This is a genomic window from Thermostichus sp. OS-CIW-20 (assembly GCF_054061455.1).
In genome coordinates, this window is the sequence record NZ_JBSSEF010000041.1 from 1 (window position 1) to 23,843 (window position 23,843).

Here is a 23,843-nt window from a genome sequence, read left to right on the forward strand (position 1 = left end):
GAGGTGTTACCTGCCTGGTAGGCTGCTACAACTCTTTGCCGCAAATCCAAAGAATGAGTCGGCATTCCTTTCTCTCCTTCCTCTTGAATACCTGTGAATACCTGTACCCTATTTTAAATTAAAAGGCTGTAACTTTGCATTTTTCTCTCGTATTCTTCCATTCTCTCTTCATAAGTCCAGGATTCGTATAAGAAGCGGGCTAAGGTGGCCACACCAGCCATCCCTGCCAAGATTAGAAAGAATGGAGCCTCAGCAATAATCAGCGCAATTAGGGCAACGACTCCAGCTCCAGTTGACAGGGCAGCCTGGAGCTTGTCCATCACACGGGTTGGGAGCTCTGGTAGTTGCGGCTTGACTGGTCGAGGGGGTAGTTGAGGTGGCTCAGGTTCTCTGGGGCGAGGGGGCAGTTCTGGCCCGCTCAGTTGCAGGCTGATGGGGGTGGGAAGAACTATATAGGGATAGCAGTCACTCCGCTCATATTTGAGGATTGGGTGGGGCTTCCAGCTCGGCGTGTGCATTGCGCTCTACTTGATCTGGCGGTTGCCCTGTAATATGCCAGAGGCCACTTTTCCAGTCAATTCTCCCTGGGCCTGTAGAGCTGCAGCTTGTTGTCCTTTTGCACCACCACCCGCTTCCAGCCTGCCTCTGTCCGGTAGATGAAGCTGATGTTTCGGGGCTCCGGGTTGTGCCCCGCTGGCAGCGGTTTGCCCTGGGCCCTGGCCCTCAGTCGGTCGGCTACGTCGAAGAGATAGCCAACCTCTAGATAGGCGTAGAAGGGCCTATCTAGGAGTAGGGGCGTGGTAGGGGGCTAGATCCGCCGAACAGCATTGTGGGTTACTCAATAAAGCAACGGAAAAGCAACGGAGAGGGTGGGATTCGAACCGACGGTGGCGTGAACCACGGCAGTTTTCAAGACTGCTTCCTTAAACCGCTCGGACACCTCTCCAATTCTCTGGGATCCCCAAACCCTATTTATGCTACGCAATTGGCTTCAGGCTGTGCAATTGTACTCCGCACCGAGTAGCGCGATGGGCGAGAAAGCAGACCCTGCCATGGTTTAGCATAGCAACGCTCGCCTTGGCCCAGGCCGCCCCAGCAGGGATCCCTCAGTCTGCAACTGCTGCTATGCTACGGGACAGGTTAGCGGATCCCTTGTCGCTATGCCCTCGCGTCGTTCCAAGTCGGTTTCAGATTCCAGGCCAGAGATAGGAGGGGGGCGTCTTTTAGCCCTGAAAAATCAGATCGAGGCAATCCTCTACCTGAAGGGACAGCCGTTGGCCCTATCGACGCTGGCCCAGTTGGCCCACTGCAGCCGCGAGGAGGCCTACGATGCGCTGTTGGAGCTGATGGAAGACTACGCCCACCGCGATTCTGCCCTAGAGGTGCTGCAGGTGGAGGAGGGGTTTGCTCTGCAGTTGCGGGAGCCTTTTCTGGAGCTGGCCAACCAGCTCTTGCCCCCTGAAATCGGGGTGGGCGCCACCCGTACCTTGGCAACCATCGTTCTACGTGGCCCCCTCTCGCAAGCTGACTTGGTGGAGTTGCGCGGTCAGGGCGCTTACCAACACGTGGCAGAGCTGGTGGAAAAGGGCTTTGTGACCCGCTATCGCAAAGAAGGCAGCCGCTCCCCCTGGTTGCGGGTGACGGATAAGTTCCATCGCTACTTTACAGTGGAGAGGCTGGCCGAAACAGCAGCAGCTTCCTTCCCCGAAGCCTAAACTTGCCGCCCAACTCGATCCCAACCCCACCGGCGATCGTTCTCTCCCAGAAGAGAAGGTTTCGCCTAGGCCAGCGCAGCGCCCTCCGAAACCGTCTTAGGCGGGTTTAAAGAACCATAAAGTCAAGGATCCCCTCGGCGGGGATCCAGAGAAAGGAATCACGGCTTCGGCGGAGAAGGGATCCCTTCCTGCCAAGGGGGGTGGACTTACTTATTGGGCTGAGGGGTGAGCCGCAGGTAGGGCTTGAGCTCCTTGTAACCTTTCGGGAACTTTTCTTTTAGCACTTCAGGATCCTGCAGCGAAGGCGGGATAATGACGTCGTCGCCATCTTTCCAGTCGGCAGGGGTGACGACGCTGTACTTATCCGTCAACTGCAGAGCGTCGATGGCCCGCAAAAGCTCGTCGAAGTTGCGGCCCGTGCTGGCCGGATACGTAAGGATGAGGCGGATTTTCTTGTTGGGATCGATAACGAAAACCGAGCGCACCGTCAAGGGCAGCCCTTCTTGGTTAAGGTTGGTTTGATCCAACATGCCGTAGAGCTGCGAGACCTTGCGGTCTACATCTGCCAAGATGGGGTAGTTCACGATAGCGTTCTGGGTTTCCTCGATGTCTTTCACCCAGCCCAGGTGGGAGTCCACATCGTCCACGCTGAGGGCCAGCACCTTCACCCCCCGCTTTTCAAATTCGGGCATCAGCTTGGCAACGGTGCCCAGTTCGGTGGTGCAGACCGGCGTGTAGTCGGCAGGGTGGGAAAACAACACTACCCAGCTATCCCCGGCCCAGGAGTAGAAGTCAATTTCGCCGTGGGTGGACTTTTGCGTAAAATTGGGAGCTGTATCGCCAAGTCGGAGAGCCATACGCTCTTTCTCCTCAGTAAAGAGTTCAGTCCGGTGAGGCCGGGATCCGGATCCTTGCCATCGATCGATCTACAGTCTATTCTGCCACAAAAACTCCACTTTTCCGAGCGGATTTTAGGATATTTTAAGGTGTTGCCAACTTGCCGGCTAGGGGGAGTGCCCTTTCCCGACGTAAACGATTGTTGCGGGGGAATTAATATTCTGTAAGTTCTTTACAGGCTGCAACGGCGACGTGCTAAGGGTATTGTAGGTAACAGAATCTAGCTTCTCGGGCGAGGCCGTGGGATCGATGGGAAGTGCAGAAACAGCTACAACTTGCAGCTTGGCCACCCTGTGGGCCCAAAAATATGTAGACAAGCTGCGGGCGCAGGCGGCCTTGGGCGAGCTGCCGGGCGCCCAACTGGCCGACAAAGTGAAGGGATCCCTGCGCTTTGCCAGCTCCCAGGCCTGGGCCAAGACAGAGCGGCTCTTGGCTGCTGAAATACCCAAGCAGCGGCTGGATCCGGACTTGATCGATCCCTGGCAAATTGCCGAGGATTCTCGGGATTTATTTGAGGCGGCAGCGGAAAGTTGTGGGGAGGGCCTCTCGCCGGCTCGCTTTTCGGTGCAGATCGCGCCGCTCTGTGGCCGGCTGAGGGCCCGCTACAGCGAACGGGATCCGCGGGTGCTGGGCTTTTTAAGTATGCAATTCCACTACACGGGGCAAATGGTCTTGCAAGCCCTATCCCCTCAAGAGCGCGGCCTCTTCCACCCCTACTTGAAGGTCATGGACGACCACCTCTACATGCCCCTCCAGAGGATGTACGAGGGTGCCGCCGCCCATGCAGGCGATACCTTTTCCGCCCCCCTGGCTGCCGTGCAAGAGCTCTTGCCTCTGGTTACCAGCGTGGCAGAGTCCATCTGTGCTGAGGTGGCGCAGCGTTTCCCAGGCTATCGCTGCGAAAGCGGCCCCTTGACGGATCTGGAGGTGCGGATTTCCAGCATCCGCGATGTGGAGATGTTCCAGGTGTACTTGGGCCTCTGCGTCCTGGAAGGCAGTGTGGCGGCTGTCCAACAAGAGCTGTTTCCCCTGTGTGTGATGCTCTACCCTCCTTTGAAGGTGGAGTGGAAGCTGGTGCGGCAGATGCTGGAGCTTTTGGATGAGGCGCTGCGCTTTCAGCTCACCCCGGCCAGCTACACCGTCCTGCTGCCTTATCTGCGAGCCGTGCAGAGCATGTTCTCGCTGGAGGTTTTCCCCGAAAGCGACCCCATCTGGAGCCATCATCCTGACGTGATGCGCTTTATGGGAACGGCGCAGAACCTGTTGCAAGAACTGATGGGTCAAGGAGCTATCTGAAAACCCGCCGGCAGCCCCATTCCCATCCCACTTCTTTACTAAGAGAGGACTAAGAGAGGTTGGTGAGGGCACCCTGCTGCTTCGAGCTCAGGTAGAGCAACTGCGTTGGGTAGGCAAATTCGATTCCCTGTTCCTGAAAAGTTCGCTTCAGAGCCAAGTTGATGCGCTCCTGCACATCCATGTAGAGGTTGTAGTCTGGGCTGAGCACGTAGTAAACCACTTCGTAATTGAGGCTGAAATCTCCGTAGGCGGCGAAGTGGGCGCGGTCAAATTGGGCGTTGGGCTCGGCTTCGATAATTTGTCTCACCAAGGTTGGAATGGCCTGCAGCTTTTCGGGGGGAGTTTCGTAAACAACGCCAAAGCCAAAAACCACCCGCCGCCGCTGCATACGTTTGTAGTTGCGAATTCGGGATCCGGTGATATCGGTATTGGCCATCACGATCTGCTCTCCGCCCAAGCTGCGTAGGCGCGTGGTTTTGATGCCGATGTACTCTACGGATCCCATAAAATCGCCCAAAATTATAAAATCCCCAATCTCGAAAGGCCGATCCATCAAAATAGAGATATAGGCAAACAGATCCTGTAAGACTCCTTGCGCCGCCAAAGCAATGGCTATACCGCCAATGCCCAAGCTGGCCACCAGTGCTGCCACATCAAAACCCAGATTTTCCAGCAGAAACAAGATACCGATAAGGGTAAACACCACCCGGATCAGAGGGGAGAGCAACAGCAAGCTTTGCTCGGTGGTGGCATCGCCTTTTTTGCGCATCAGGTAAATGCGCAGAGCATACTCTACACTGGCGCTGAGGAGATTGATGCCCAAGTAGGTGCCAACGACAGTGGCCAGGATGTCCAGAGTTTGCCGCAGGACGGTGGCCAAATTTAGGCTGCTCAAACAGACGTAAATCAGAGCCAGGTAGAGCAAAGGGATCAGGTAGCGCTCTACTAGTTGAATAGGAGTATTGCCGGGGATCCCGCTGAGTTTAGAGAACCAACCTGCCAAGGTTCGGAGAACCAAGCCCCGCAACACAGTGCGGATGGCGAAGATCCCGACTACAAAGATGAAAAATACCAGCAGGTAGTTCCAAAGGGGGTTGCCCAGCAGTTGGAAGCTGAGAATCTCCTGAAGCATGGCCTTGAAAACCGCCTTCTTCGGTCAACCAACAGCGAATAAAAGCAGCGGGAAAGCCCAGGGCAAAAGAGTCGCCTGGATTTGCTGCTTCTGTAACCAGTACCCTCTGGGTCTTAGCTAACAAAACAGGGACATCATAACACTGTGTTTATCGCTACTTAGCCGGCTGCTTGGAGAAAGGATGCTCGGGATCCACCAGCTCGGCCACAAATTGGTGCAGGATGGGCAGGTAGCGCTCCCCGGCCACTTGTAGCAAATTGTTGTGATCGGCTCCCTCGATGGGCACCAAACGCTTGGGATCCCGTGCCGCTTGGTAAAGGGCTTCGGCATGCCAGAAGGGGATCAAGCGATCCTGGGTGCCGTGCAAAATCAGCAGTGGGCAGTTGATCTGGGCGATGCGGCTGAGGTTGTCGAAGCGATCAAAAGGCAGCAGCGGGATGCGGGTCAAGACGCGAAAAGCAGTTACAAAGGTCGATTCCAGGATCAGACCCCCCACCGGCTTTTGGGCTGCCAAGTAAACCGAGGGCCCGCCCCCCACCGAGCGTCCGTAAACCAAAATCCGCTCCGGCGGGATCCCCTGCTCCACCAGATAGGCGTAGGCGGCCTCAATGTCCTTGTAGGCACCGGCTTCGGAAGGGATCCCTTCGCTGGTGCCGTAGCCGCGGTAGTCGTAGGCCAAGACGGCAAACCCCCCCTGCTGCAGGCCAGCCAGGCGCGGCAAGATATCTCCCAAGTCCTCGGCGTTGCCGTGGCTGTAGAGGAGGGTATAGGTGGCTTCGGGGTTGGGCAGATACACCGCCGAAATCTGCAGGCCATCGGCGGTGGTGAGCTTGAAAATGGCATCCCCATCCTGGTAGCTGGCGGGGCGAGGCAAAAAGATCAGCCGCTCCGATTGAAACCAGCCCAGCCAGAGCAGGTAGCCGTACACCCCCAGGCCAATAAGCAGCAAGGATCGCCCCACCTGCAGCCCCGGGAAGGATCCCAAAATCCAATTCAAAGGCTTTAACATCCCTCGGCTTGGCATCGAGATAATTCTCCTCACCCCCGGCCCCTCCCCCAGAGGGAGAGGGGGAATTGGTGGCGGCGACGTCGGCAACTAAGGCCTACGGCCCGCTCACGCGAAAGGCCTACGGCCCGCTGACGCGAAAGGCCTACGGCCCGCTGACGCGAAAGGCCTACGGCCCGCTGACGCGATCAGGATTCGGCTGGCAAGGCGGAACATTTCCAAAGGCAAACCCCAATCCAGTTAACCAGAGTATGGGCGACGATGGTCACCAGCAGGTTTCCCGACAGCCACACGCCCAGCCCCAGGAGGACGCCCACGGCGCTGGCCCAGACGGCATAGGGCCAACCCTGCCATCCCAGCCAATGCAAAACCCCAAACAAGAGGCCGCTCAAGAGGATCCCGCCCGTCCACCCCAAGGGACTGGCCACCAGGGATCCCATCAGCACGCCGCGAAACAGCCATTCCTCGCTCCAGCCCGGCAGCACCCCCACCCAGAAGATATCTGACCACTGCAGGGGATCCGCCACCAGGTGCAAGTAGGCGGAAGCCGCCCGGCGATAGGCCGGCCAAAGCCAGTAAGCCCCGCAGCTGAGCAGCGCCACCCCCAGCCCCAGCGCCGTTCCCCAGGCAACGGCCAGCGGATCCCAACGGAAGGGCACGCGCAGGGATCCCAGCCAGATCCAGAGGCCGGCGATCACCGCCGCGATCAGGCTGGTCAGGCCCATCCCGATCAGGATCTGTTGGCGCGTACAGGGTTGAATCTCGGCACTCATGGGAGGGGATTTGGCTTGGCACCCTATTCCCAGGGTAGAGCGAATCTCGACAAGGACGGCTGCCTGAATCCACACTGGCAGCGGGGAACACTCCAAGCCCTGAAGGGCGGGGCCTAGGCCGCCATTGTCTCGGTCAACAGGGTAGGAGCTCTCAACTCCCCGCTGCTTGCCAGTGGAGGTGCTGCCTCAACAACTGGGCGTGCTGGGCCGATCGCTCCACCCAAACGGCCACTTGGTCAGGGCCGAGGGCCGGCCCATCGGCATAGCAGGCCAACCAAGCCCGGTGCAAAGCTTCCGGATCCTCTGGGATCGCCTCGAGATCCCAGCCGGGCATGCCCAATTCCTCAAGCAGCGTTGTCACCTTGGGATCGTAGCTGAGGCCAAAGCAGGCACAGCCCTCGGCTGCCGCCATCACCAGGCCGTGGTAGCGCATCACAATTGCCAATTTCACCCCCCGAAAGACCCCCTTTAAAAGATAGGGATCCCGAATTTCCAACACCTGGCTGTGGCCGGGCAAGCGCTGTTGCAGCCGTTGCGCCAAGCGGTAGTCTGGCCCCAGGTCGGGGGATCCAGGCGGAGCCAGTTGGAAGGGCAGCAAAAGCAGATAAGCTCCGGTGGCAGCCTGGAGGCGTCTCAGGCCCTCAGCCAAAATCTCCAATCGCGCTGGAGTGAGCTGGGGATGCTGCCGCAAGACCACGGCAATGCGGGGCTGAGGCCATCTTTCCCACTCCGGCAGGGTTTTGGAGGGCAGGCCCCAAACCGGATCCGGGGCCACCTGATGGGGGATCCCCCAGGCTCGCAGCCATTGAGAAGCAACGGCGTCGCGCACGCTGATGGCTGTACAACCTGCTAGAGCGCGGCGGGCCAGCTCGCGGATCCAGCCCCGCTGCAACGGCCCGATCCCCTGGGCCCAGGCCAAGGTTTTCAGCCCCCGCCGCTGGGCCCAGAGCATCAGTCCCAGGTAGTAGAGGGGGCTGCGCCAACTGGTGCGATCCTGCAGCAGGCTGCCCCCACCCCAGATAAAAGCTTGAGACTGCCTCAGATAGCGCCGCAAAGCCCAGCCATCGAAGCGCGGGCAGGCCAGTACCCCATAGGTGGCAGCCGTTTCCGCGGGGCGAGGAGAGAGCACCACCGGCTGTACAGGGCCGGACAACTGCTGGAGTTGCCGCAGTAGGGCCAGCAACAACGCCTCGTCGCCGGCATTGCCGTAGCCGTGGTAGCCACAGATCAAAACCCGTGGCCCCTGCATCGAGCCGATTTGCTCAGGCAAGTTGCGCCGGGATCCCCAATCAGTAGCAGTCAAGGTTGGTCGAACTCGGCCCGTTGCATCGAGAACCTAATCCAGCCTACAGCTTCCTTCCGGGATCCAGAGCGCTGCCGGCGCAGACATCTCCCTTGCAGCGGAAGGTCTCAGACAGGTCTTCCTTGATGTTCTCCCCACGGCTATAGCTTGCTTCCGCGCAGCGCTCTGCCAGGGGGGTCTTTCTCAGCTTGTGGGATGGCTCCCACTTGCCGAGCTGCCCAGAGCATGCGGTTTGCATCGCAGGGGACGCCGTAACCCCAACTCCCAGACCTATGGCCCGCTTGCGGGAAGGGATGTGGAAACACCCCAGATACTTCCTCTTCTTGCCGCAGTTTCGTATCTCGGCTATTGCTCTAGCCACCTGGCAAGACGCTGCCCTGGATCTTCTGGCCCTGCCAACACTGCCAATGACAAGAGTCCTGGATATCGAGATAGCGCTTCCAGGCGCAAGATCTCAACGCGGTGGGACAGGGATCCCTTTTGCAGAAAAGTTTGCTAAGCAGTTCTAACTGAGTTTTTCGCACGTCGATAACAATCTTGCCGCCCTTCTGGGGCGAGATAGCGGCGAGGCAGCCGCCTGCCCTGCGAAACAGCATGTCGAGATCCGGGCTGGTAGGGAACTGGGGATCCCAGCAGCCAGCAGACAAAGCACTCGGAAACCCCCCACGCTCACCCGGATTTGGCCCACTCAGAGAGGGAAAGGATCCCCTGCCGGCCTAAGAAGCGCCGCCCTATAATGGGTCAGACTTGCGGTCGCTCCGCAACGCTGAAGTGACGGGGTTTTTGAGGTGACCTACGGTCGCAGACCATCGGCCCGCTGGGCTAGGAATTCGGCTTCGCAGCATCCTTACAGCCGCCCCTTTCCGGGGTATGACGAGTATGCCGACGCCGCCCGACCCGCTCGCCCCTCCTGGAGAGCTCAGGCCGCCGCCACGGTGGGCAACCTGTTGCTGGGATCCCTGCTCTTGGGATCTACAGCGACGGCTGCCGGCTTGATGGGGTTGGCCATCAGCTTCCGCAACCTGCCCGATGTGCATCAATTGCGGGACTACGTGCCGGTGGCCACCACCCACATTGTCGATATTCGCGGCGAGCCGATTGCCAGCTTGCACGGGGAAGCCAACCGGGAAGTGATCTCGCTGGAAGAGGTCTCGCCGGAGATGAAAAAAGCCCTGCTGGCCATTGAAGACAGCCACTTCTACACCCACCCCGGCATCAACCCGGTCAGTTTGGGCCGGGCGCTGCTGGGCAGTGTTGAAGGGGGGTTGGGCTCGGCAGGAGGCGGCTCCACCCTGACGATGCAACTGGTGAAGAACCTGTTTTTGAGGCCGGAGCGCACCCTCAGCCGCAAGGTGGCCGAGATTGTGCTGGCGGTGCGGCTGGAGCAAGTCTTTACCAAAGACGAGATCCTGGAGATGTACCTCAACCAGGTGTACTGGGGGCACAACCTCTACGGCATCCAGGCGGCGGCCCGCAGCTACTTCAACAAGGATGCGGCGGAACTGAACTTGGCGGAAGCAGCGATGTTGGCCGGGATCCTGCCGGCCCCGGAAATCCTCAGCCCCTTTCGCAACCTGGAAGGGGCCAAGCGACGGCAGCGGCTGGTGCTGGATCGCCTGGTGGAGCTGAACTGGGTTACCCCGGAAGAGGCCCAGGCGGCACGGGAGCAAGAATTGACCTTGGGCCGCATCACCTCCTTCCAGAGCAACGCCCCGGCGGTTACCGACGCCATCGAGGCGGAGCTGCGGCGCCGCTTTGGCGAGCAGGCCATCCTCCAGGGGGGGCTGCGGGTGCAGGCCACCATCGACCTGCGGCTGCAACGCCTGGCAGAGCGCATTGTCAACGAAGATGGGCCCCGCATCGGAGCTGCTCGCCGGGCCGACCAGATGGCCCTGGCGGCGGTGGATCCCCGCACCGGCTATGTCAAGGCCCTGGTGGGCGGCATCAACGCCCAACGGGGCCAATTTAACCGCGCCACCCAAGCCTTTCGCCAAACGGGATCCACCTTTAAGCCCTATGTGTACTACGCGGCTCTGGCTACCGGCCGCTACGGGCCCAACAGCATCCTCTACGACACTCCCATCACCTATCCTGGCTCGCCTCCCTACAGCCCGAAAAACTACGACAACACCTTCTACGGCCCCCTCACCTTTGCCCGCGCCTTGGAGCTCTCCCGCAACGTGCCCACCGTCAAGCTGGCAGATGAAGTCGGGATCCGCAACGTCATTGCGGCAGCCCAGGCCACGGGCATCAGTGCCGAGATGTTTCCCAACTTGGCCACGGCCCTGGGCTCGGCCAGCGTCAGCCCCCTGGAAATGGCCGCCAGCTATGCGGTGTTTGCCAATGGCGGCTACCGGGTGGAGCCAACTCTCTTGGCTCAGGTGGTGGATCGCAACGGTCAGATTCTCTTCGAGGCCAAGCCCCAGCCGCAGCGGGTTTTGGATCCCTGGGCGGTGGCCACCCTCAACCAGATCCTCAAGGGGGTGGTGACCCAGGGCACGGGGACGGCGGCCCGTCTGGACGATGGGCGCCCGGTGGCCGGCAAAACCGGCACCACTTCCGATTTTCGCGACGCCTGGTTCATCGGCTATGTGCCGCAACTGTCCACCGCCATTTGGATCGGCAACGACAACAACTCCCCTATGTTGCCGGGCACGGCAGGAGGCGCCTTTGTCGCCCCCACCTGGAAGCGCTTCATGAGCGAGGCCCTGCAAGGGATCCCACCTCAGGACTTCCCCAGCCCGCATCAATTTCCCCCTCCCCGACCATGACCTACAGCGAGGAGCGGCTGGCGCGCATCGAGCGCACTGTCGAGGCCAACGCTCAGGCCATCGCCCAACTGGCCCGGCAAAACCAAGAGCTGATGCAAACCATTGCCGGCACCGAGGAGCGCATTGCCAGAGCCGAGGAACGCATTGCCAAAGCCGAGGAACGCATTGCTGGCGCCGAAGAACGTCTGGAGGCCGAGGTCAAACGCTGGGACGAGCGGTTTTTCCAGCTCAGCCGCGATACCCTCAACTTCACCCGCAATGTAGTGACCATCGCCGCCATCACGGCTGTTTTGATCCCCCTGCTCAGGGATGTCGCTCCCCTGCTGATCGAGCTGCTGCGGGAGGGATCCCGTTAGCGCTTTCCAGCCGGGACGATCTCGCTTTTCCGACCGCTGGCCAACGAGTGGTTGTCAGCCATTGGGCTGAGACAGCCGCGGTTCCACCTCTCTGGGGTCGAGCCCTGTCCCAGCGGGAATCGAAATGTCCAAGGGATCCCAAAGCGTAGTGATTCTGAGTTACACTAAAACTGCAAAGAAAGGTAACGCCTTTTTCTGGTTATCCTGACCCTTCACCGCGTTCTTTCTTGCATTCTTTGCACAAGACACAGAGGACAGACGATTATGGCTTTTGAACTCCCGGCTCTGCCCTACCCTGCCGACGCCCTCAAGCCCTATATGTCGGCGGAAACCTTCTCCTACCACCACGGCAAGCACCACGCCGCCTACGTGGCCAACCTAAACAAGCTGATCGAAGGCACCGAGCTGGCCAATAAGTCGCTAGAAGAAATTATCAAGACCACGTTTGGGGATCCCGACAAAGTGGGCATCTTCAACAATGCCGCCCAGGTCTGGAACCACACCTTTTTCTGGGAATCCATGAAGCCAGGTGGGGGCGGCGCGCCGACGGGGCCCATCGCCGACAAGATCAACGCCGATTTTGGCGGCTACGACAAGTTTGTCGAGGCCTTCAAAACGGCGGCGGCCACCCAGTTTGGCAGCGGCTGGGCCTGGCTGGTGCTGGACAACGGCACCCTCAAGGTTACCAAAACCCCCAACGCCGAAAACCCGCTGGTGCACGGCCAAGTGCCCCTGCTCACTTTGGATGTCTGGGAGCACGCCTACTACCTGGACTACCAAAACCGGCGGCCCGACTTCATCAGCGCCTACCTGGAGCACCTAGTGAACTGGGATGCCGCCAATGCCCGGCTGGCTGCTGCCTGACTGACTCTCTTCTGGGATCCTCTGACGGGGGATCCCATCGAGGACTAGCCTTGCCCAGCTCTTTGCTAGGGGATCCTCAGGGATCCCTTTTTTTTCGGCCTAGTCCTTCCCCAAGCGTTCCCGCTCTTCGCGCAGGCGTTCCAGGAAACTGGGCGTGGGGTTTTGGGCAGGGGTGGGGGAGGCAGCAGGAGGAGCGGCCCGATTGATGGGGGGAAACAAGGGTTGGTTGATGGGCTGTGGGGGGAGAGGCTTGGCTGGGACACGAGCTGGAGAAGGTGGAGCAGCGGGTGTGGGCACTGCAACCGGTCGGGGCGGGGGCGCAGCGGGGACAGGGGTGGGTGGGGGGGGCGGCGAAGTGGGCGGGGGTGCTGGGGCGGTTGCCGGTGTGGGCGTGGGTTCGGGTTGAGGAGGGTCTTGAGGGTTGTCCCGAGCCGGATCCGGATCATCTTCAAACGCTGGCTCACCCGCTGGATCCCGCAGCAGCCAGTCCAGCAGCGGCTCCGGGATGGCTTGCTGCCCATCGGTGGCAGGGGGCAGCGGAACGGCAGGCGGTCTCTCCATGCCTGTGCCCGGATCCAAGAGCAGACGCAGGCCCCAAAAAGTGCTCCCGGCAATGGCGGCCAAAAGGGCTATCCCTCCCCAGAGGGGGAGCGGCCTACCTTTGGGCTCCGGCTGGGCGCTGAGCCGATGGGCGCCTTCCTGACCATCGAGGGCTGCCAGGGTGCGCTCGGAAAAGGGCGAGGTTGTTGGAGGGGGGGTGAGGGCAGAGCCGGCGCTGCTGTCAGATTGCAGGGATCCCTCCAATTGGGCGCTGAGAACCTTCATATCTTGGGGCCGCCGGTCGGGATCTTTGGCCAGACAGGAGAGCACCACCTGTTCCAGCTCCAGCGGAATCTCATAGGGCAAATTTGCGCGATTGAAGGGTTGGGGCTGCTGGTAATTGTGGGCCTCGTACCAACCGGGAAAAGAATCGGTCTTCGGTTTTAGGGGGTGTTGACCGGTCAGCATGCGGTAGAGCACCACGCCGAACGAGTAGATATCGGAGCGGGGATCCAGTTCCTCGCCGCGCACCTGTTCGGGAGAGGCGTAGCGCACTGTGCCCAAAAAGCCGGTGGTTTGGGTGCCGAGGGCCAGGGAAACATCGCTGAGCAGCTTGGCAATGCCGAAATCCAGGATCTTGACCGTCTCCCCCAGGGTCTCATCTTTCAAGACAAAGAGATTGCTGGGCTTGATGTCGCGATGGATCACCCCCTTGATGAGGTGACCATCTTGCTCGGTCTCCAAGTTGTGGGCGTAGTAGAGGCCAGCACACACCTGGCGGGCGATCTTCACCACCTGTTGCGGCGGCAGCAGCGGCTGCTTGAGCAGCAGTTCTCCCAAGCTGCGCCCCGTCAGGTATTCCATCACCAGATAGGGTTGGTTGTTCTCCAGGCCGTAATCCAGCACCTTGACAATGGCCGGGTGCTCTCCCAGCAGCGTGCTGATGCGAATTTCCTGCTGAAAGCGCTTGAGCAAGTGACGACGGGTGTTTTCATCGCCTGCCAAGTTCTGGTGCAACAGCTTCACCGCCACCGGGCGATTGAACAGGCGGGTATCCACAGCCTTGAACACCTGCCCCATGCCCCCTGCCGCAATGCTCTGAACCAGTTGATAGCGCTGACCGATCACTTTTCCAGGAGCAAGCTGGTTCATAAGCGGCCCAAGAGCATGTACCCTCCGATTTTAATGGGTGTCTCTCGAAAGTTTCTCTCGCCTCTTTGCGGGCGCCACCGACAGGCTGTCTTCATTCCCAGCGTGTTTTTGATGTATTTTGAATGCTTGTTAAACGTCCTGTCGGAGATTGAAGACTGGACGAAGGCTGCGAGCGATGGGGAGCTATCTGGATCTGGATGAATCTGATAGACTCAGGCGGGCGCTTTGCCGAGTCTCTGCGTTGGTGTCTGTCGGGTATTTATGCGAGCTAGCTGGCTGCAAATCTCAGGGATCCCTCTGGCCACGCTCGGCCCGGTGAAAAACCCGGTGCTGGTGTTCCTGATCATCCTGACGATCATGCTGGTGGCGCCGCTGCTGTTTGAGCGGCTGCGCCTGCCGGGGATCATCGGCCTGATCTTGGCCGGCTTGGTGGTGGGGCCCTACGGCTTGGGCATCCTGCAGCGGGACGAGACCATCATCCTGCTGGGCACCGTGGGGCTGCTGTTTCTCATGTTCATGGCGGGGCTGGAGACCAGTCTGGAAGATTTGAAGCTCAATGCCGGGAAGGCCACCCTCTTTGGGGCGCTCACCTTTCTGTTGCCAATGGTGATCGGCACGGCGGCCATGCTGGCTTTGGGGTATGGCTTTTTGGCGGCGGTGCTGGTGGCCTCGTGTTTTGCCTCCCATACCCTCATCGCCCTGCCGATCGTCTCCAAGTTGGGCCTGATGCGCTTGCAGACGGTGACGGCCACCTTGGGGGCGACGCTAATTACCAATGTCTTGGCGTTGTTGGTGCTGGCGGTGGTGGTGCGCGCCCACCAAGGGGAGCTGACGCCGCAATTTTGGCTGACGTTGATCCCCTCGATTGCCCTCTACACCTTGGCCACCCTCTGGGGGGTGCCCAAGCTGGGCGGTTGGTTTTTCCGGCGCTTTGGCCACGACGAGGGGGCAGAGTTTACCTTTGTGATTGCCACCTTGTTCGTGGTGGCCTACGGAGCGGGGTTGATCGGCATTGAGCCGGTGGTGGGCGCCTTTTTGGCCGGGACGGCCATTACCCCCATCATCCCCCAGCTCAGCCCCCTGATGAACCGGATCCAGTTTATCGGCAACACCCTGTTTGTGCCTTTTTTCTTGATCTCGGTGGGGATGCTGATCAATCCCGGCATTCTCTTGGGGGAGCCGCGCACGCTGCTGGTGGGCGGAGTGATGATTGCAACGGAGGTGGTGAGCAAGTTTCTGGCCGCTTGGATCCCGGCCCAACTGTTTGGCTGGCGCTTTGCCAGCACGATGATCATGTTCGGTTTGTCGGTAGCGCAGGCGGCGGCTACCCTGGCGGCGATCACGGTGGCCTTTCAGGTGGAGTTGGTGGATGAGCTGACGGTGAACGGCACCATTGCCATGATCCTGGTGACCTGTGTTGCCTCGCCTTGGATTGTGGCCCGCTGGGGAGAGCAAATGCAGCCCACCGAAGTGGCGGCAGAGTCCACCGAATTGCCCAAGCCGGATTGGGGAGCTCGCGTCTTGGTGCCGGTGGCCAACCCGGATACTGAGAGGAACCTGTTACAGTTGGCTTTGATTTTGGCCAAAAAAGATGGGGGAACGCTGCTGCCGCTGCATGTTTTGTCTGACCGTGCCGGGATCTCGCCGGCAGCTTTGGCCCGGCAGGAGCAGTTGCTGACTTTCGCAGAAGCTCTGGCCCACAGCGCCGTGGCCCGAGTGGAAGCCATTCGCCGGGTGGATGACTCGGTGGAGAAAGGGATCATTCGCTCGGCGGCGGAACGGCAGGCAACCTTGGTGATCCTGGGCTGGAAGGGCTACTCCACCTATGCGGAGAACTTTTTCGGCAGCATCATCGACGCGGTGGTGCGGCAGGTGGGGATCCCAGTCTTGATTACGCGGTTTCCAGTACCCATCGAGACGGCCCGCCGCATCCTCTTGGTTGCACCGGAGCTGGAGGTCTCTCCCGGATCCCTGCAGCAGACCATTGGGCTGGCGCAAACGCTGGCCGGCGAATTGAAAGCAGGTTTGCAGATCCTGCTGGTGCAAACCCGACCTGGGCGGAAAAGCTCCCCAGCCTTGCCGGCAGAAAGCTATGCCCACTTGCCGGTTCAGCGGGTGCAGGGGGGGGTGGTGGCGGAAGCCTTCAAAGCGCTGCAGCCAGGAGATGTGTTGGTATTGGTTCCCAGTGAAACCGGCAACCGGTCGCGCCTGGGCCGAGAGCCGGAGACCATCGCCCGCAACCGACCCAGCCTTCCCATCATCGTGGCGCATTTGCCGCGGGATTCAGCTCATCCCTTGCGCCAAGGAGATGGGGTTCTGGCGGCCGCAGAGCCCACTTGACAGGGATGGCATTGGGGTGTTGTCTGGCGGACTGGAGCTCTTGTCTCAACGACGCCCCGGCTCCCCTGGTAAACTGGGATACCCCAGGTTCGGAGCAGTCGTGAGCCAGAAGGGAGGCCCAGAGCCATAGACTATGTTGATTGAGGAAGTGGGGATGGTACCCTACGGAGCACAGGAGCATGACTCTAGTCAATAATAAGCTCAACTATACTGAAAATGATGTATAATATGTTCAGTACGGATTACTACCAGTTGATCTTTCTGTTTACTTTCGAGTCTGCCAACATGGTAGCCAAAGCAAAGCAGAAAATTGGTAGTAAGACGACACGGAAACTGCGCTTTGGGTATTCTACTCAAAGCTTTGCGGGATACCGCCATTCTGTTTGGACTCCGTCCCGCTAACGCGAATGGAAACAAACAGAATGCTATCGCTGCATAGTTGAACAGTGATGTTCAGCAGTGTTCAGCGTAAATGTATCAGTATGGTTGCCTATTTGCTGGAAGTCGGCTGTGAAGAGCTCCCAGCCAGTTTTGTGGATTCGGCTCTGGAGCAGTGGCGAACCGGGATCCCGGCCTCTTTGGCGGAGGCCCATTTGCAAGCGGAGCAGATGCAGCTTTTCGGTACGCCGCGCCGCCTGGCGGTTCTGTTGCAGGGGTTGCCCACCCAGCAGCCGGATCGCACTTTGGAGGTGAAGGGGCCGCCAGTGCAGGTGGCCTACCAAGATGGCCGGCTCACCCCCGCCGGGGAAAAATTTGCCCAAAAACAAGGGGTGGATCCCGGCAGCCTGGAAATCCGGCAAGTGGGCAAGGGATCCTTTGTCTTTGCCGTGCAGCGGGTGCGGGGCCGACCGACGGCGGCGGTGCTCCAGGAATTGGCGCCCACCTGGATCACCAGCTTGAGCGGCGAACGGCTGATGCGCTGGGGCTATGGAGACCTGAAGTTTCCCCGTCCCATCCGCTGGCTGGTTTCCCTTTGGGAGGATCAGGTGTTGCCTTTGCTCTGGCCTACCTCCGAGGGAAATCCTTTGCCGGGCCTGGTGGCGGGGCGGGTGAGCCGGGGGCACCGCGTTTTGGGATCCCAGCAGGTTGTCCTGGAGCGGGCCGAGAGCTATGTTCAGCAAATGCAAGCGGCCGGGGTCAGCCCCGATCCGGCGGCGCGGGCAGCGCACATCCAGGCGGAGGTGGCCAAGCTGGCCAGGCAGGTGAACGGGCAAGCGCAGATCCCTTCCTCTCTGCTGCTGGAGGTGGTGCAGTTGGTGGAGTGGCCGACGGCGGTTTTGGGGCGCTTTGAGCCGGAGTTTTTGCGCTTGCCCCCTGCGGTGATCGAGACGGTGATGATCACCCACCAGCGCTACTTCCCAGTGCGGGATGGCCGGGATCCCCAGAAACTGCTGCCCTACTTCATCACCATCTCCAACGGCGACCCCCGGCAAGCAGAGCGGATTGCAGCAGGCAACAGCCGGGTGGTGCGGGCACGCCTGGCCGATGCTCGCTTTTTCTACGAGGAGGATCGGCGGATCCCGTTGGCCCAGCGGGTGGAACGCCTGCAGGCAGTTACCTTTGCCGAAGGGCTGGGATCCATGCGCGACAAGGTGGAGCGCATCCGCCAAATTAGCCGTCTCATCGCCGCTGCCTTGAAGTTGGATCCGCAGGAGCAGGCGCTGGTGGATCGCACCGCTTACCTGTGCAAAGCGGATCTGGTGACCCAGATGGTGTACGAGTTTCCCGAGCTGCAGGGGATCATGGGCGCCGAGTACGCCCGGCAGGATGGGGAACCGGAGGCGGTGGCGGAGGGGATCGAACAACACTACTGGCCCCTGGGGGCAGGGGAGGCCTTGCCCGCCTCTTTAACCGGACGGGTGGTGGGCTGGGCGGATCGCCTCGATACCCTGGTGGGCATGTTTCGCTTGGGGCAGATCCCTACTGGTTCTTCGGATCGCTTTGCCCTGCGGCGGGCCGCCAACAGCCTGGTGTTGATTGCCTGGGATGCCGGCTGGACCTTTGACTTCAACTCCCTGTTGCAGAGGGTGGTGCAGGACTACGCGGCAGGCGACGAGAAGACCTTGAAGGCTTTGCAGGAGTTTTTGCTGCAGCGGCTGCAAATCCTTCTGCAGGAGGAAAAGCGGATTGATTACGACCTGGTCAGGGCAGTGGTTGGGGATCCAGAAGCGCTGCAAGAGGGGGAGCCAGCAAAGTCCGACCTTCCTCGGCGAGCCTTAGCCAACCTGCCCCTCACCCTGCTGCGGGCTGAGTACCTGCAACACCTGCGGGCCACCGGGGAATTGGCGGATCTCTACCCCACCCTCAATCGCTGTGCCCGCCTGGCCGCCCAGGGAGACTTGGACAGCGCCGTGCTGGATCCGGCAGCGGCTGTGGATGCCGACCTGTTGCAGGAGGCGGCAGAACGGGAGCTGTACGAGGCTTGCCAGAGGGTTTACCGCCTGGGGGTGGAGCCAGCCCTCCAAGGAGACTTTACCCCACTGGTGGAGGGCCTGCAGGCAGCAGCCCCCGCAGTGGATCGTTTTTTCGAGGCGGTTTTGGTCATGGATCCGGATCCCAGGCTGCGGGCCAACCGGCTGAACCTGTTGGGGGTATTGTGCAACCAGTCCCGTTTGCTGGGAGATATGGGAGCTGTGGTCATGGCAGGAGAGGCTGCGCCAGCAAAGAGCCACTAAGGAACCAGTAACTGGGCGCAATCATCCTTGGGGGCGGGAGATTCATCCAAGAAAGCTTAAGCATTGCTGCAAGGCCCGCTGCACTGAGCCCAGGTAGCCCTCTCCAAACAAGTTGAGATGGTTGAGCCAGTGGTAGAGCTGGTAGAGGGGCTTGCGCTGGCAATACCCCTCGTCCAGGGGATAGGCCTCTTGATAAGCCCGGTAGAACTCTGCCGGGAAGCCGCCAAAAAGCTCGGTCATCGCCAAATCCGTCTCCCGATCCCCGTAGTAGGTGGCTGGGTCAAAAATCACCGGCGAGCCGTCGGGCAAGGCGCCGTAGTTGCCGCCCCAGAGATCCCCGTGCAGCAGAGACGGGACGGGTCGGTAGTCCAGAAAGAAAGTCTCTAGCTCCGCCATTACCCGCTCGGCTTGCGCCACCCACGCGCCGCGGTAACCCCGCTGACAAGCCAGCTTGACCTGGTAGAGCAGTCGCTGTTCCCGGTAGAAGTCCAGCCAGTTCTGTCGCCAACTGTTGATCTGCGGCGTCGAGCCGATGGTGTTGTTGCGATCCCAGCCGTAGTGGCCGTTGGGGGAGAGCGTGCGGTGTAACTGGGCCAACTGGGATCCCAGCAGACTCCCCGTTTGGGGGCGGGGCGAGGTCAGCTCCAGATATTCCAACACCAGGTAGGCTTGCCCACCGACGGATCCCCAGGCCATCGGCTGCGGCACCCGCACAGCCTTGGCTGCCGCCAAAGTTTGCAGGCCTGCCGCTTCCGCCGCAAACATCTCCAGCGCTCCCTCTCCTCCCCGTGCCACTTTAACAAAGTAGTCCCTAGTTTCCTGGGCAGAAAAAGCTTGGAGCGCACAGGAGAGCCGGTAGGCAGCGTTGATGCTGCCCCCGCCCACAGGACGGTAGTGTAGAGGACGCAAGGGATCCCCTGTGATTTCAGAAAGGTGCTGAGCGACGGCCTGCCAAAAGTTCTGCATCAGTACCCTATTTTCCTTCCGTGGGCGTCGCTGCCTCAGGATCTAAAACAGCTCCTGCCCCGTAGGAGTCGATGTCAACCGCTTGGGATCCCCCCACCGCCAACAGCTCCATCAGGGATCCCAGCCGCCACCAGATCAATCCTGCTGTGCTGAAGACAAGGATCCCGCCCACCAGAGCAGCCAAGCCCAAAGATAGGCCAAACACGTTCAAACAGGCAGCCACAAAGCCGAAGGTAAACACACAGCAGAGAGTATAGGTGAGGATCACCCCCGGCGTGCGGTAGCGAATCTGCCCCTGGCTCTCTCGGTTCTGCTGCCAAAGAGCTACCTGGTACTCCAACTTGTCTTTAAAGATGATGCCGAAAATAACCGCGAAGAAGCTGAGCAGGGCAATGGCCGAGTAGATAGGGGGGTTGACAAAGCTACGGGAAAACTCGCCGCCAGCGTAAAGAGACTCCATGAAGCTTACCTGATCCCAGTCCTCCTTAGCTTAACATTTCTTAGCATCTTCTGCTGCGGAGTCAGCATCTAAGAGAAATCGGAGCAGGTCGAGCCGTCTCAGCTACCCCCTCTCAGACAACCACCTGGGGCATCAGTTGCTCAACCAATAGGAGCAGAGTATTGGCCACAGAGGCCGGCTCTTGGGCATTTAGGGTCGTGTGGGGAATCGATTGGTTGTTCAAGATCAGCAAAATGTCTTCTGGATCCCAGGCATTGGGGTGATCGACATGGGTGATCCCAATAACCGAGGGAACATCTGTCCTCGCCTTCATGAAAGCTTGAATAGCCTGAGCGTTGCGAAACTGACCGGGCAGGTGGGCGGGCACCAAAAGGATGTACCCATGGGCGCGCCGGATCAAAATATCCCACATAAAGCTGAAGCGGGCCTGGCCGGGGGTGCCGTAGAGATGCAGCCACATCTCTTCTTCCTCTTCTCCGATCCTCAGGCGGCCAAAGTCCATGCTGACCGTTGTGCTCTGCTTCAGCTCTGCCACCTCATCGGTGGCCTTGCGATCTGTATCGACCACTTCGATCTCACTAATGGTGCGGATAAAAGTGGACTTTCCAGCCCCCACCGGCCCGGTTACGACGATGCGGAGAATGTTGTCCATAGTCAGCCCCTGCCCTAAACCCCTAGCCTAAATCTGCCCCTAGAGCCCTTGCCGAATTAAGTTGCTGGCGCCGGTGGCAATAAGACGCTTAAACAACGCCTCGCTCATGCCCGTTTCCTGCTGCACAGCGTTGTAAGCCACCTCCAGATAGGCTTGCTCGATAAAGGAGAGATCGATCATGCAGACCTTGCTCAGGCTCATCCGCAGTTGCTCGGGCTTGCCCTCTTTGACCAGCCGGCGGCTCACCTCCTGCACAACCGTGGCCATGGCCGGCACCACGTGTTGAGGGCCAATGCCAACGCGCACATGAACTAGGCCAATTTTCCAGCGGCGCTCGGCGTACTGGGGGCCCCAGTTGTCCATGCCTGTAAACATTTCCTTAAACCAGTCCGTAAAAGTCTGGCCCAGCCGTTGCCGGTTGTGCTTAGCAATAACAGCTGCCATCTCAGCATCGCGATCCAAATAGCCGTAAAAGGCATCCGACATTTCTGTGGCGATGCTGCTGCCCCAGTCGGCACTTTGCTGCAAAATCTTCCTGTCTTCGTCTGTAAATTCGGTGCGCGAGATCAAGACTTGCAGCAGCTCCAAAGGTTTGATAGTCATAGTTCCCTCAAAATCAAGCGAAAATCAAAACCCAGCTTCCCTGCTTAGCTTGCCTACTTCATCGCTTCTGCAATGCTTGCGGCCACTCGCTTCATTTCCAAAAAGAGCAAGCCTTGCTTAACTTCATGGCTGGCTAGCGTCAGCAAAACGGCGTCAGGTCCGCAACTGGTTAAAACGCCGTACCCTTTTTCTCCCTGCACAAAAATTCTCTCTATGGCTCCGCGGCTCAGCTCTTTCCCAATTCGTTCCCCCAGAGAAAGCATAGCCGCCGACATGGCCGATGCCCTTTCTTCGTCCATGCCTGCCGGCAATGCAGAGGCCAGAGGCAAGCCATCTGGCGTGACCACTGCTGCTCCTTGAACTTCCGGCGTGCTGGAAACGTAATTCTGGAGAATTGCTTGCAAAGAGGATAAATTGGCCATCCTTTCTCTCCCTGCTTTCAAGACTTTTTGTCATTTTTTCTCGTATCTATTTGCTGATACTTCTATCTGCTGTAGAAATAGTACTGCAAAGATCTGCCAGAAGATCTCCTCGCTCAAAAATCTCTCACTTATCCCGAACCCCCCTCAGCAAAGTAGCCAGCCGCGAGACGAGGGAGGGCTTAACCCGGTCGCTTCCCTGTGAGAAAGAGGGTAGTTTGGTGCTCGGCTTTTCCTTCGCAGCTTCCAAGCTTTCTGCCACCGCCGTCAACTTGTCCGAAACCAGCAAAGAGGGAACAATGGCCGTTGGGCCATCACAGGGGCTGATGAGCCCCAGCTTGGCCAGGCGGGCGCAGGCATAGCGCACTTCCAGAAGATCTGCCCCCAACGCCCGGGCCAACTCAGCCAGGTTGCGAGAGGGGGAAACTCCCTCCAAGACTCCCCACTCCAAAGGCGAAAGCCTGTACAAGGGCAGCTCGCTGCTGGTGCGCCAGAAGTAGCTGTCCGGCTGCGGCAGACTTTCTTCAGGACGCTGGTCCAGCTTGAGCTGCTGCAGCGCTTCCAAAACCACGGCACTGGCACCCTTGCTCAGGCCGGTCATCTCGCGATAGGGCAGGCGCACACTAGGCAAGAAGCTGAACTGGCCCGCTTCCAGGGTAAACAAGCTGTAGAGACCTACCTGCAGTTGGTGGCGAAAGAGCTTGGCCAAAGCCACAGGCGAAATTAACCCCTGCCGCTGCAGACACCGGCCCAGCGGCTCTTCCGGGTCACAGAAAGAGGCCAGCTTTTCCACCACCCGCTCGCTAACCAGGCCGGAGCGGGCCAGCAAACCCTCCAAGCGATGTTCCTCTTCGGGGGGCAGAGCTGCAATCACCCGACCTTGGTAAAACCAGATTTTGTAGATGCCGTTTGGGGCCCAGACGGAAAGTTGACCTGTTTTGCTGCCTTTTTCGATGAGCTGCAACAGATCGGGAAGGGAAAATTCTTGGAGGTCTCCAACGATAGCCATGGCAATTCTTTAGCCTCCATTAAGTTGAATATTGGCGCTTTCAGGGATCCTCACGGACACCACCATTCTCATTCCCTGATTCCCTGTCAACAACCGTGTAGCGACGGCAAAACCATCTTCGCTCAAGTACTCAACCTGGCAGCAATTCTACTGATGAACGATCTTTTTGGAGAGATAAAGTCTAAGCGTTGAGCTGCGTAAGATTTTGGCATCAATTCCTATTACTTTTGTGTTGCTTTGTTCCAGATCTGTTACAGCCATCCAGTTCATCTTTACCTAAATTAACTTCGTAAAGCCGGCGTAGGAGCATGCAATAGAATTTTACTCTACCGGCTTATTTTTCGCGCATGGTTTTGAGGAGAGTAGATAGGCGGCTGACCAAGGAAGGCTTGACCGGCTCCTTCTCTTCCCGAAGGTTGGGGAGAAGCTTAGAAGCCGCCGCAAGCGCAGGCTGGGGTGAAGCGGCCGAGCTGTCGCAGGGGCTGAGCAACCCCAGCTTGGCCAGGCGGGCGCAGGCATAGCGGACTTCTAAGAGATCTGCCTTTAGGGCTTGGGCCAACTCAACCAGGTTGCGAGCGGGCGAAACCTGCTCCAAGATTGCCCACTCCAGGGGCGAGAGTTTGTACAAGGGCAACTCGGTGCTGGTACGCCAGAAGTAGCTGTCCGGCTGGGGCAGATTTTCTTCCGGGCGCTGATCCAACCGAAGCTGCTGCAGCGCTTCCAAAGCCACGGCACTGGCTCCTTTGCTCAGGCCGGTCATCTCGCGGTAGGGCAGGGGCACGTTGGGCAAGAAGCTAAACTGTCCCGCTTCCAGGGCAAAGAGCATGACTCTAGTCAATGATATGCTGGACTATACTGAAAATAATGCCCAGTATGTTCAGTATGGCTGCTTGGTATGGCTAGGTATGTAAAAC

At 59.4% G+C, this 23,843-nt stretch carries 20 protein-coding genes and 1 tRNA gene; 7 read left to right on the forward strand and 14 right to left on the reverse strand.

The genetic code is table 11. The features are described from left to right. Positions 1-861 precede the first annotated feature (861 nt). A tRNA-Ser gene (locus ACVWXC_RS11990) sits at positions 862-946 on the reverse strand. A 214-nt stretch (positions 947-1,160) separates the two neighbouring features. On the opposite strand from ACVWXC_RS11990, the gene scpB reads away from it, so the two are divergent. After that, the gene (gene scpB, locus ACVWXC_RS11995) at positions 1,161-1,715 is read left to right on the forward strand and encodes an SMC-Scp complex subunit ScpB (protein WP_011431618.1); all 555 of its coding nucleotides are present in this window, start codon (positions 1,161-1,163) and stop codon (positions 1,713-1,715) included. A gap of 206 nt (positions 1,716-1,921) precedes the next feature. On the opposite strand, the gene ACVWXC_RS12000 is transcribed toward scpB, so the two are convergent. After that, entirely contained in the window at positions 1,922-2,572 is a 651-nt protein-coding gene (locus ACVWXC_RS12000) for a peroxiredoxin (protein ID WP_011431619.1), read from the reverse strand. 289 nt (positions 2,573-2,861) lie between these two features. On the opposite strand from ACVWXC_RS12000, the gene ACVWXC_RS12005 reads away from it, so the two are divergent. Then, complete coding sequence (locus ACVWXC_RS12005) at positions 2,862-3,908, forward strand: hypothetical protein (protein ID WP_099834729.1); 1,047 nt, start codon at positions 2,862-2,864, stop codon at positions 3,906-3,908. 49 nt (positions 3,909-3,957) lie between these two features. On the opposite strand, the gene ACVWXC_RS12010 is transcribed toward ACVWXC_RS12005, so the two are convergent. The 4 genes from ACVWXC_RS12010 to csaB all read right to left on the reverse strand — a co-directional run bounded on the left by ACVWXC_RS12010 (position 3,958) and on the right by csaB (position 8,068). Continuing rightward, positions 3,958-5,040, reverse strand: a complete 1,083-nt coding sequence (locus tag ACVWXC_RS12010) for a mechanosensitive ion channel family protein (RefSeq protein WP_011431621.1) — start codon at positions 5,038-5,040, stop codon at positions 3,958-3,960. A gap of 154 nt (positions 5,041-5,194) precedes the next feature. After that, positions 5,195-6,064 (reverse strand): alpha/beta hydrolase, encoded by an 870-nt coding sequence (locus ACVWXC_RS12015; RefSeq protein WP_099812678.1) that lies wholly within the window; start codon positions 6,062-6,064, stop codon positions 5,195-5,197. A 170-nt stretch (positions 6,065-6,234) separates the two neighbouring features. Beyond that, positions 6,235-6,819, reverse strand: a complete 585-nt coding sequence (locus ACVWXC_RS12020) for a CPBP family intramembrane glutamic endopeptidase (protein WP_011431623.1) — start codon at positions 6,817-6,819, stop codon at positions 6,235-6,237. 151 nt (positions 6,820-6,970) lie between these two features. Beyond that, positions 6,971-8,068 (reverse strand): polysaccharide pyruvyl transferase CsaB, encoded by a 1,098-nt coding sequence (csaB, locus tag ACVWXC_RS12025; protein WP_099812677.1) that lies wholly within the window; start codon positions 8,066-8,068, stop codon positions 6,971-6,973. An 842-nt stretch (positions 8,069-8,910) separates the two neighbouring features. Between csaB and ACVWXC_RS12030 the strand changes: the two genes are divergently transcribed. The 3 genes from ACVWXC_RS12030 (at position 8,911) to ACVWXC_RS12040 (ending at position 12,113) form a co-directional block, all read left to right on the forward strand. Continuing rightward, positions 8,911-10,893, forward strand: coding sequence for a transglycosylase domain-containing protein (locus ACVWXC_RS12030; RefSeq protein ID WP_457392984.1), 1,983 nt, complete (start codon positions 8,911-8,913; stop codon positions 10,891-10,893). Further along, positions 10,890-11,249, forward strand: a complete 360-nt coding sequence (locus ACVWXC_RS12035; protein ID WP_414418597.1) for a hypothetical protein — start codon at positions 10,890-10,892, stop codon at positions 11,247-11,249. Before ACVWXC_RS12030 ends, ACVWXC_RS12035 begins: the two co-directional genes overlap by 4 nt. A gap of 264 nt (positions 11,250-11,513) precedes the next feature. Next, positions 11,514-12,113 (forward strand): superoxide dismutase, encoded by a 600-nt coding sequence (locus ACVWXC_RS12040; RefSeq protein WP_011431628.1) that lies wholly within the window; start codon positions 11,514-11,516, stop codon positions 12,111-12,113. A 99-nt stretch (positions 12,114-12,212) separates the two neighbouring features. On the opposite strand, the gene ACVWXC_RS12045 is transcribed toward ACVWXC_RS12040, so the two are convergent. After that, positions 12,213-13,805, reverse strand: coding sequence for a serine/threonine protein kinase (locus ACVWXC_RS12045; protein ID WP_457392981.1), 1,593 nt, complete (start codon positions 13,803-13,805; stop codon positions 12,213-12,215). Between the two features lie 261 nt (positions 13,806-14,066). On the opposite strand from ACVWXC_RS12045, the gene ACVWXC_RS12050 reads away from it, so the two are divergent. Both ACVWXC_RS12050 and glyS read left to right on the forward strand, forming a co-directional pair. Beyond that, positions 14,067-16,145 (forward strand): cation:proton antiporter domain-containing protein, encoded by a 2,079-nt coding sequence (locus tag ACVWXC_RS12050; RefSeq protein WP_457392978.1) that lies wholly within the window; start codon positions 14,067-14,069, stop codon positions 16,143-16,145. A gap of 482 nt (positions 16,146-16,627) precedes the next feature. Beyond that, the gene (gene glyS / locus ACVWXC_RS12055; RefSeq protein ID WP_457392975.1) at positions 16,628-18,820 is read left to right on the forward strand and encodes a glycine--tRNA ligase subunit beta; all 2,193 of its coding nucleotides are present in this window, start codon (positions 16,628-16,630) and stop codon (positions 18,818-18,820) included. A gap of 42 nt (positions 18,821-18,862) precedes the next feature. On the opposite strand, the gene ACVWXC_RS12060 is transcribed toward glyS, so the two are convergent. From ACVWXC_RS12060 to ACVWXC_RS12090, 7 genes are all read right to left on the reverse strand, one after another. Next, the gene (locus ACVWXC_RS12060; RefSeq protein WP_011431633.1) at positions 18,863-19,786 is read right to left on the reverse strand and encodes a fructosamine kinase family protein; all 924 of its coding nucleotides are present in this window, start codon (positions 19,784-19,786) and stop codon (positions 18,863-18,865) included. 7 nt (positions 19,787-19,793) lie between these two features. Next, positions 19,794-20,246 (reverse strand): hypothetical protein, encoded by a 453-nt coding sequence (locus ACVWXC_RS12065; protein ID WP_011431634.1) that lies wholly within the window; start codon positions 20,244-20,246, stop codon positions 19,794-19,796. Between the two features lie 112 nt (positions 20,247-20,358). Beyond that, positions 20,359-20,898, reverse strand: a complete 540-nt coding sequence (locus ACVWXC_RS12070) for a GTP-binding protein (RefSeq protein ID WP_011431635.1) — start codon at positions 20,896-20,898, stop codon at positions 20,359-20,361. Positions 20,899-20,937: 39 nt separating this feature from the next. Beyond that, a complete protein-coding gene (locus ACVWXC_RS12075; RefSeq protein ID WP_457392971.1) occupies positions 20,938-21,501 on the reverse strand; it encodes a protoglobin domain-containing protein in 564 nt (187 codons plus the stop codon). 53 nt (positions 21,502-21,554) lie between these two features. Continuing rightward, on the reverse strand, positions 21,555-21,923 hold the full coding sequence (locus ACVWXC_RS12080) for a roadblock/LC7 domain-containing protein (RefSeq protein WP_011431637.1): 369 nt from the start codon (positions 21,921-21,923) through the stop codon (positions 21,555-21,557). A 124-nt stretch (positions 21,924-22,047) separates the two neighbouring features. Then, positions 22,048-22,929, reverse strand: a complete 882-nt coding sequence (locus ACVWXC_RS12085; RefSeq protein ID WP_457392968.1) for a DUF4388 domain-containing protein — start codon at positions 22,927-22,929, stop codon at positions 22,048-22,050. Between the two features lie 334 nt (positions 22,930-23,263). Next, positions 23,264-23,755: a hypothetical protein gene (locus ACVWXC_RS12090; RefSeq protein ID WP_457392965.1), complete on the reverse strand. Its 492-nt coding sequence runs from the start codon at positions 23,753-23,755 to the stop codon at positions 23,264-23,266. Between the last annotated feature and the right edge of the window lie 88 nt (positions 23,756-23,843).

Bases quoted from the DNA above. Each gene is read 5' to 3' on its own strand.
- scpB (WP_011431618.1), top strand. From the start codon at position 1,161: ATGCCCTCGCGTCGTTCCAAGTCGGTTTCAGATTCCAGGCCAGAGATA.
- ACVWXC_RS12000 (WP_011431619.1), bottom strand. From the start codon at position 2,572: ATGGCTCTCCGACTTGGCGATACAGCTCCCAATTTTACGCAAAAGTCC.
- ACVWXC_RS12005 (WP_099834729.1), top strand. From the start codon at position 2,862: ATGGGAAGTGCAGAAACAGCTACAACTTGCAGCTTGGCCACCCTGTGG.
- ACVWXC_RS12010 (WP_011431621.1), bottom strand. From the start codon at position 5,040: ATGCTTCAGGAGATTCTCAGCTTCCAACTGCTGGGCAACCCCCTTTGG.
- ACVWXC_RS12015 (WP_099812678.1), bottom strand. From the start codon at position 6,064: ATGCCAAGCCGAGGGATGTTAAAGCCTTTGAATTGGATTTTGGGATCC.
- ACVWXC_RS12020 (WP_011431623.1), bottom strand. From the start codon at position 6,819: ATGAGTGCCGAGATTCAACCCTGTACGCGCCAACAGATCCTGATCGGG.
- csaB (WP_099812677.1), bottom strand. From the start codon at position 8,068: ATGCAGGGGCCACGGGTTTTGATCTGTGGCTACCACGGCTACGGCAAT.
- ACVWXC_RS12035 (WP_414418597.1), top strand. From the start codon at position 10,890: ATGACCTACAGCGAGGAGCGGCTGGCGCGCATCGAGCGCACTGTCGAG.
- ACVWXC_RS12040 (WP_011431628.1), top strand. From the start codon at position 11,514: ATGGCTTTTGAACTCCCGGCTCTGCCCTACCCTGCCGACGCCCTCAAG.
- ACVWXC_RS12045 (WP_457392981.1), bottom strand. From the start codon at position 13,805: ATGAACCAGCTTGCTCCTGGAAAAGTGATCGGTCAGCGCTATCAACTG.
- ACVWXC_RS12050 (WP_457392978.1), top strand. From the start codon at position 14,067: ATGCGAGCTAGCTGGCTGCAAATCTCAGGGATCCCTCTGGCCACGCTC.
- glyS (WP_457392975.1), top strand. From the start codon at position 16,628: ATGGTTGCCTATTTGCTGGAAGTCGGCTGTGAAGAGCTCCCAGCCAGT.
- ACVWXC_RS12060 (WP_011431633.1), bottom strand. From the start codon at position 19,786: ATGCAGAACTTTTGGCAGGCCGTCGCTCAGCACCTTTCTGAAATCACA.
- ACVWXC_RS12065 (WP_011431634.1), bottom strand. From the start codon at position 20,246: ATGGAGTCTCTTTACGCTGGCGGCGAGTTTTCCCGTAGCTTTGTCAAC.
- ACVWXC_RS12070 (WP_011431635.1), bottom strand. From the start codon at position 20,898: ATGGACAACATTCTCCGCATCGTCGTAACCGGGCCGGTGGGGGCTGGA.
- ACVWXC_RS12075 (WP_457392971.1), bottom strand. From the start codon at position 21,501: ATGACTATCAAACCTTTGGAGCTGCTGCAAGTCTTGATCTCGCGCACC.
- ACVWXC_RS12080 (WP_011431637.1), bottom strand. From the start codon at position 21,923: ATGGCCAATTTATCCTCTTTGCAAGCAATTCTCCAGAATTACGTTTCC.
- ACVWXC_RS12085 (WP_457392968.1), bottom strand. From the start codon at position 22,929: ATGGCTATCGTTGGAGACCTCCAAGAATTTTCCCTTCCCGATCTGTTG.
- ACVWXC_RS12090 (WP_457392965.1), bottom strand. From the start codon at position 23,755: ATGCTCTTTGCCCTGGAAGCGGGACAGTTTAGCTTCTTGCCCAACGTG.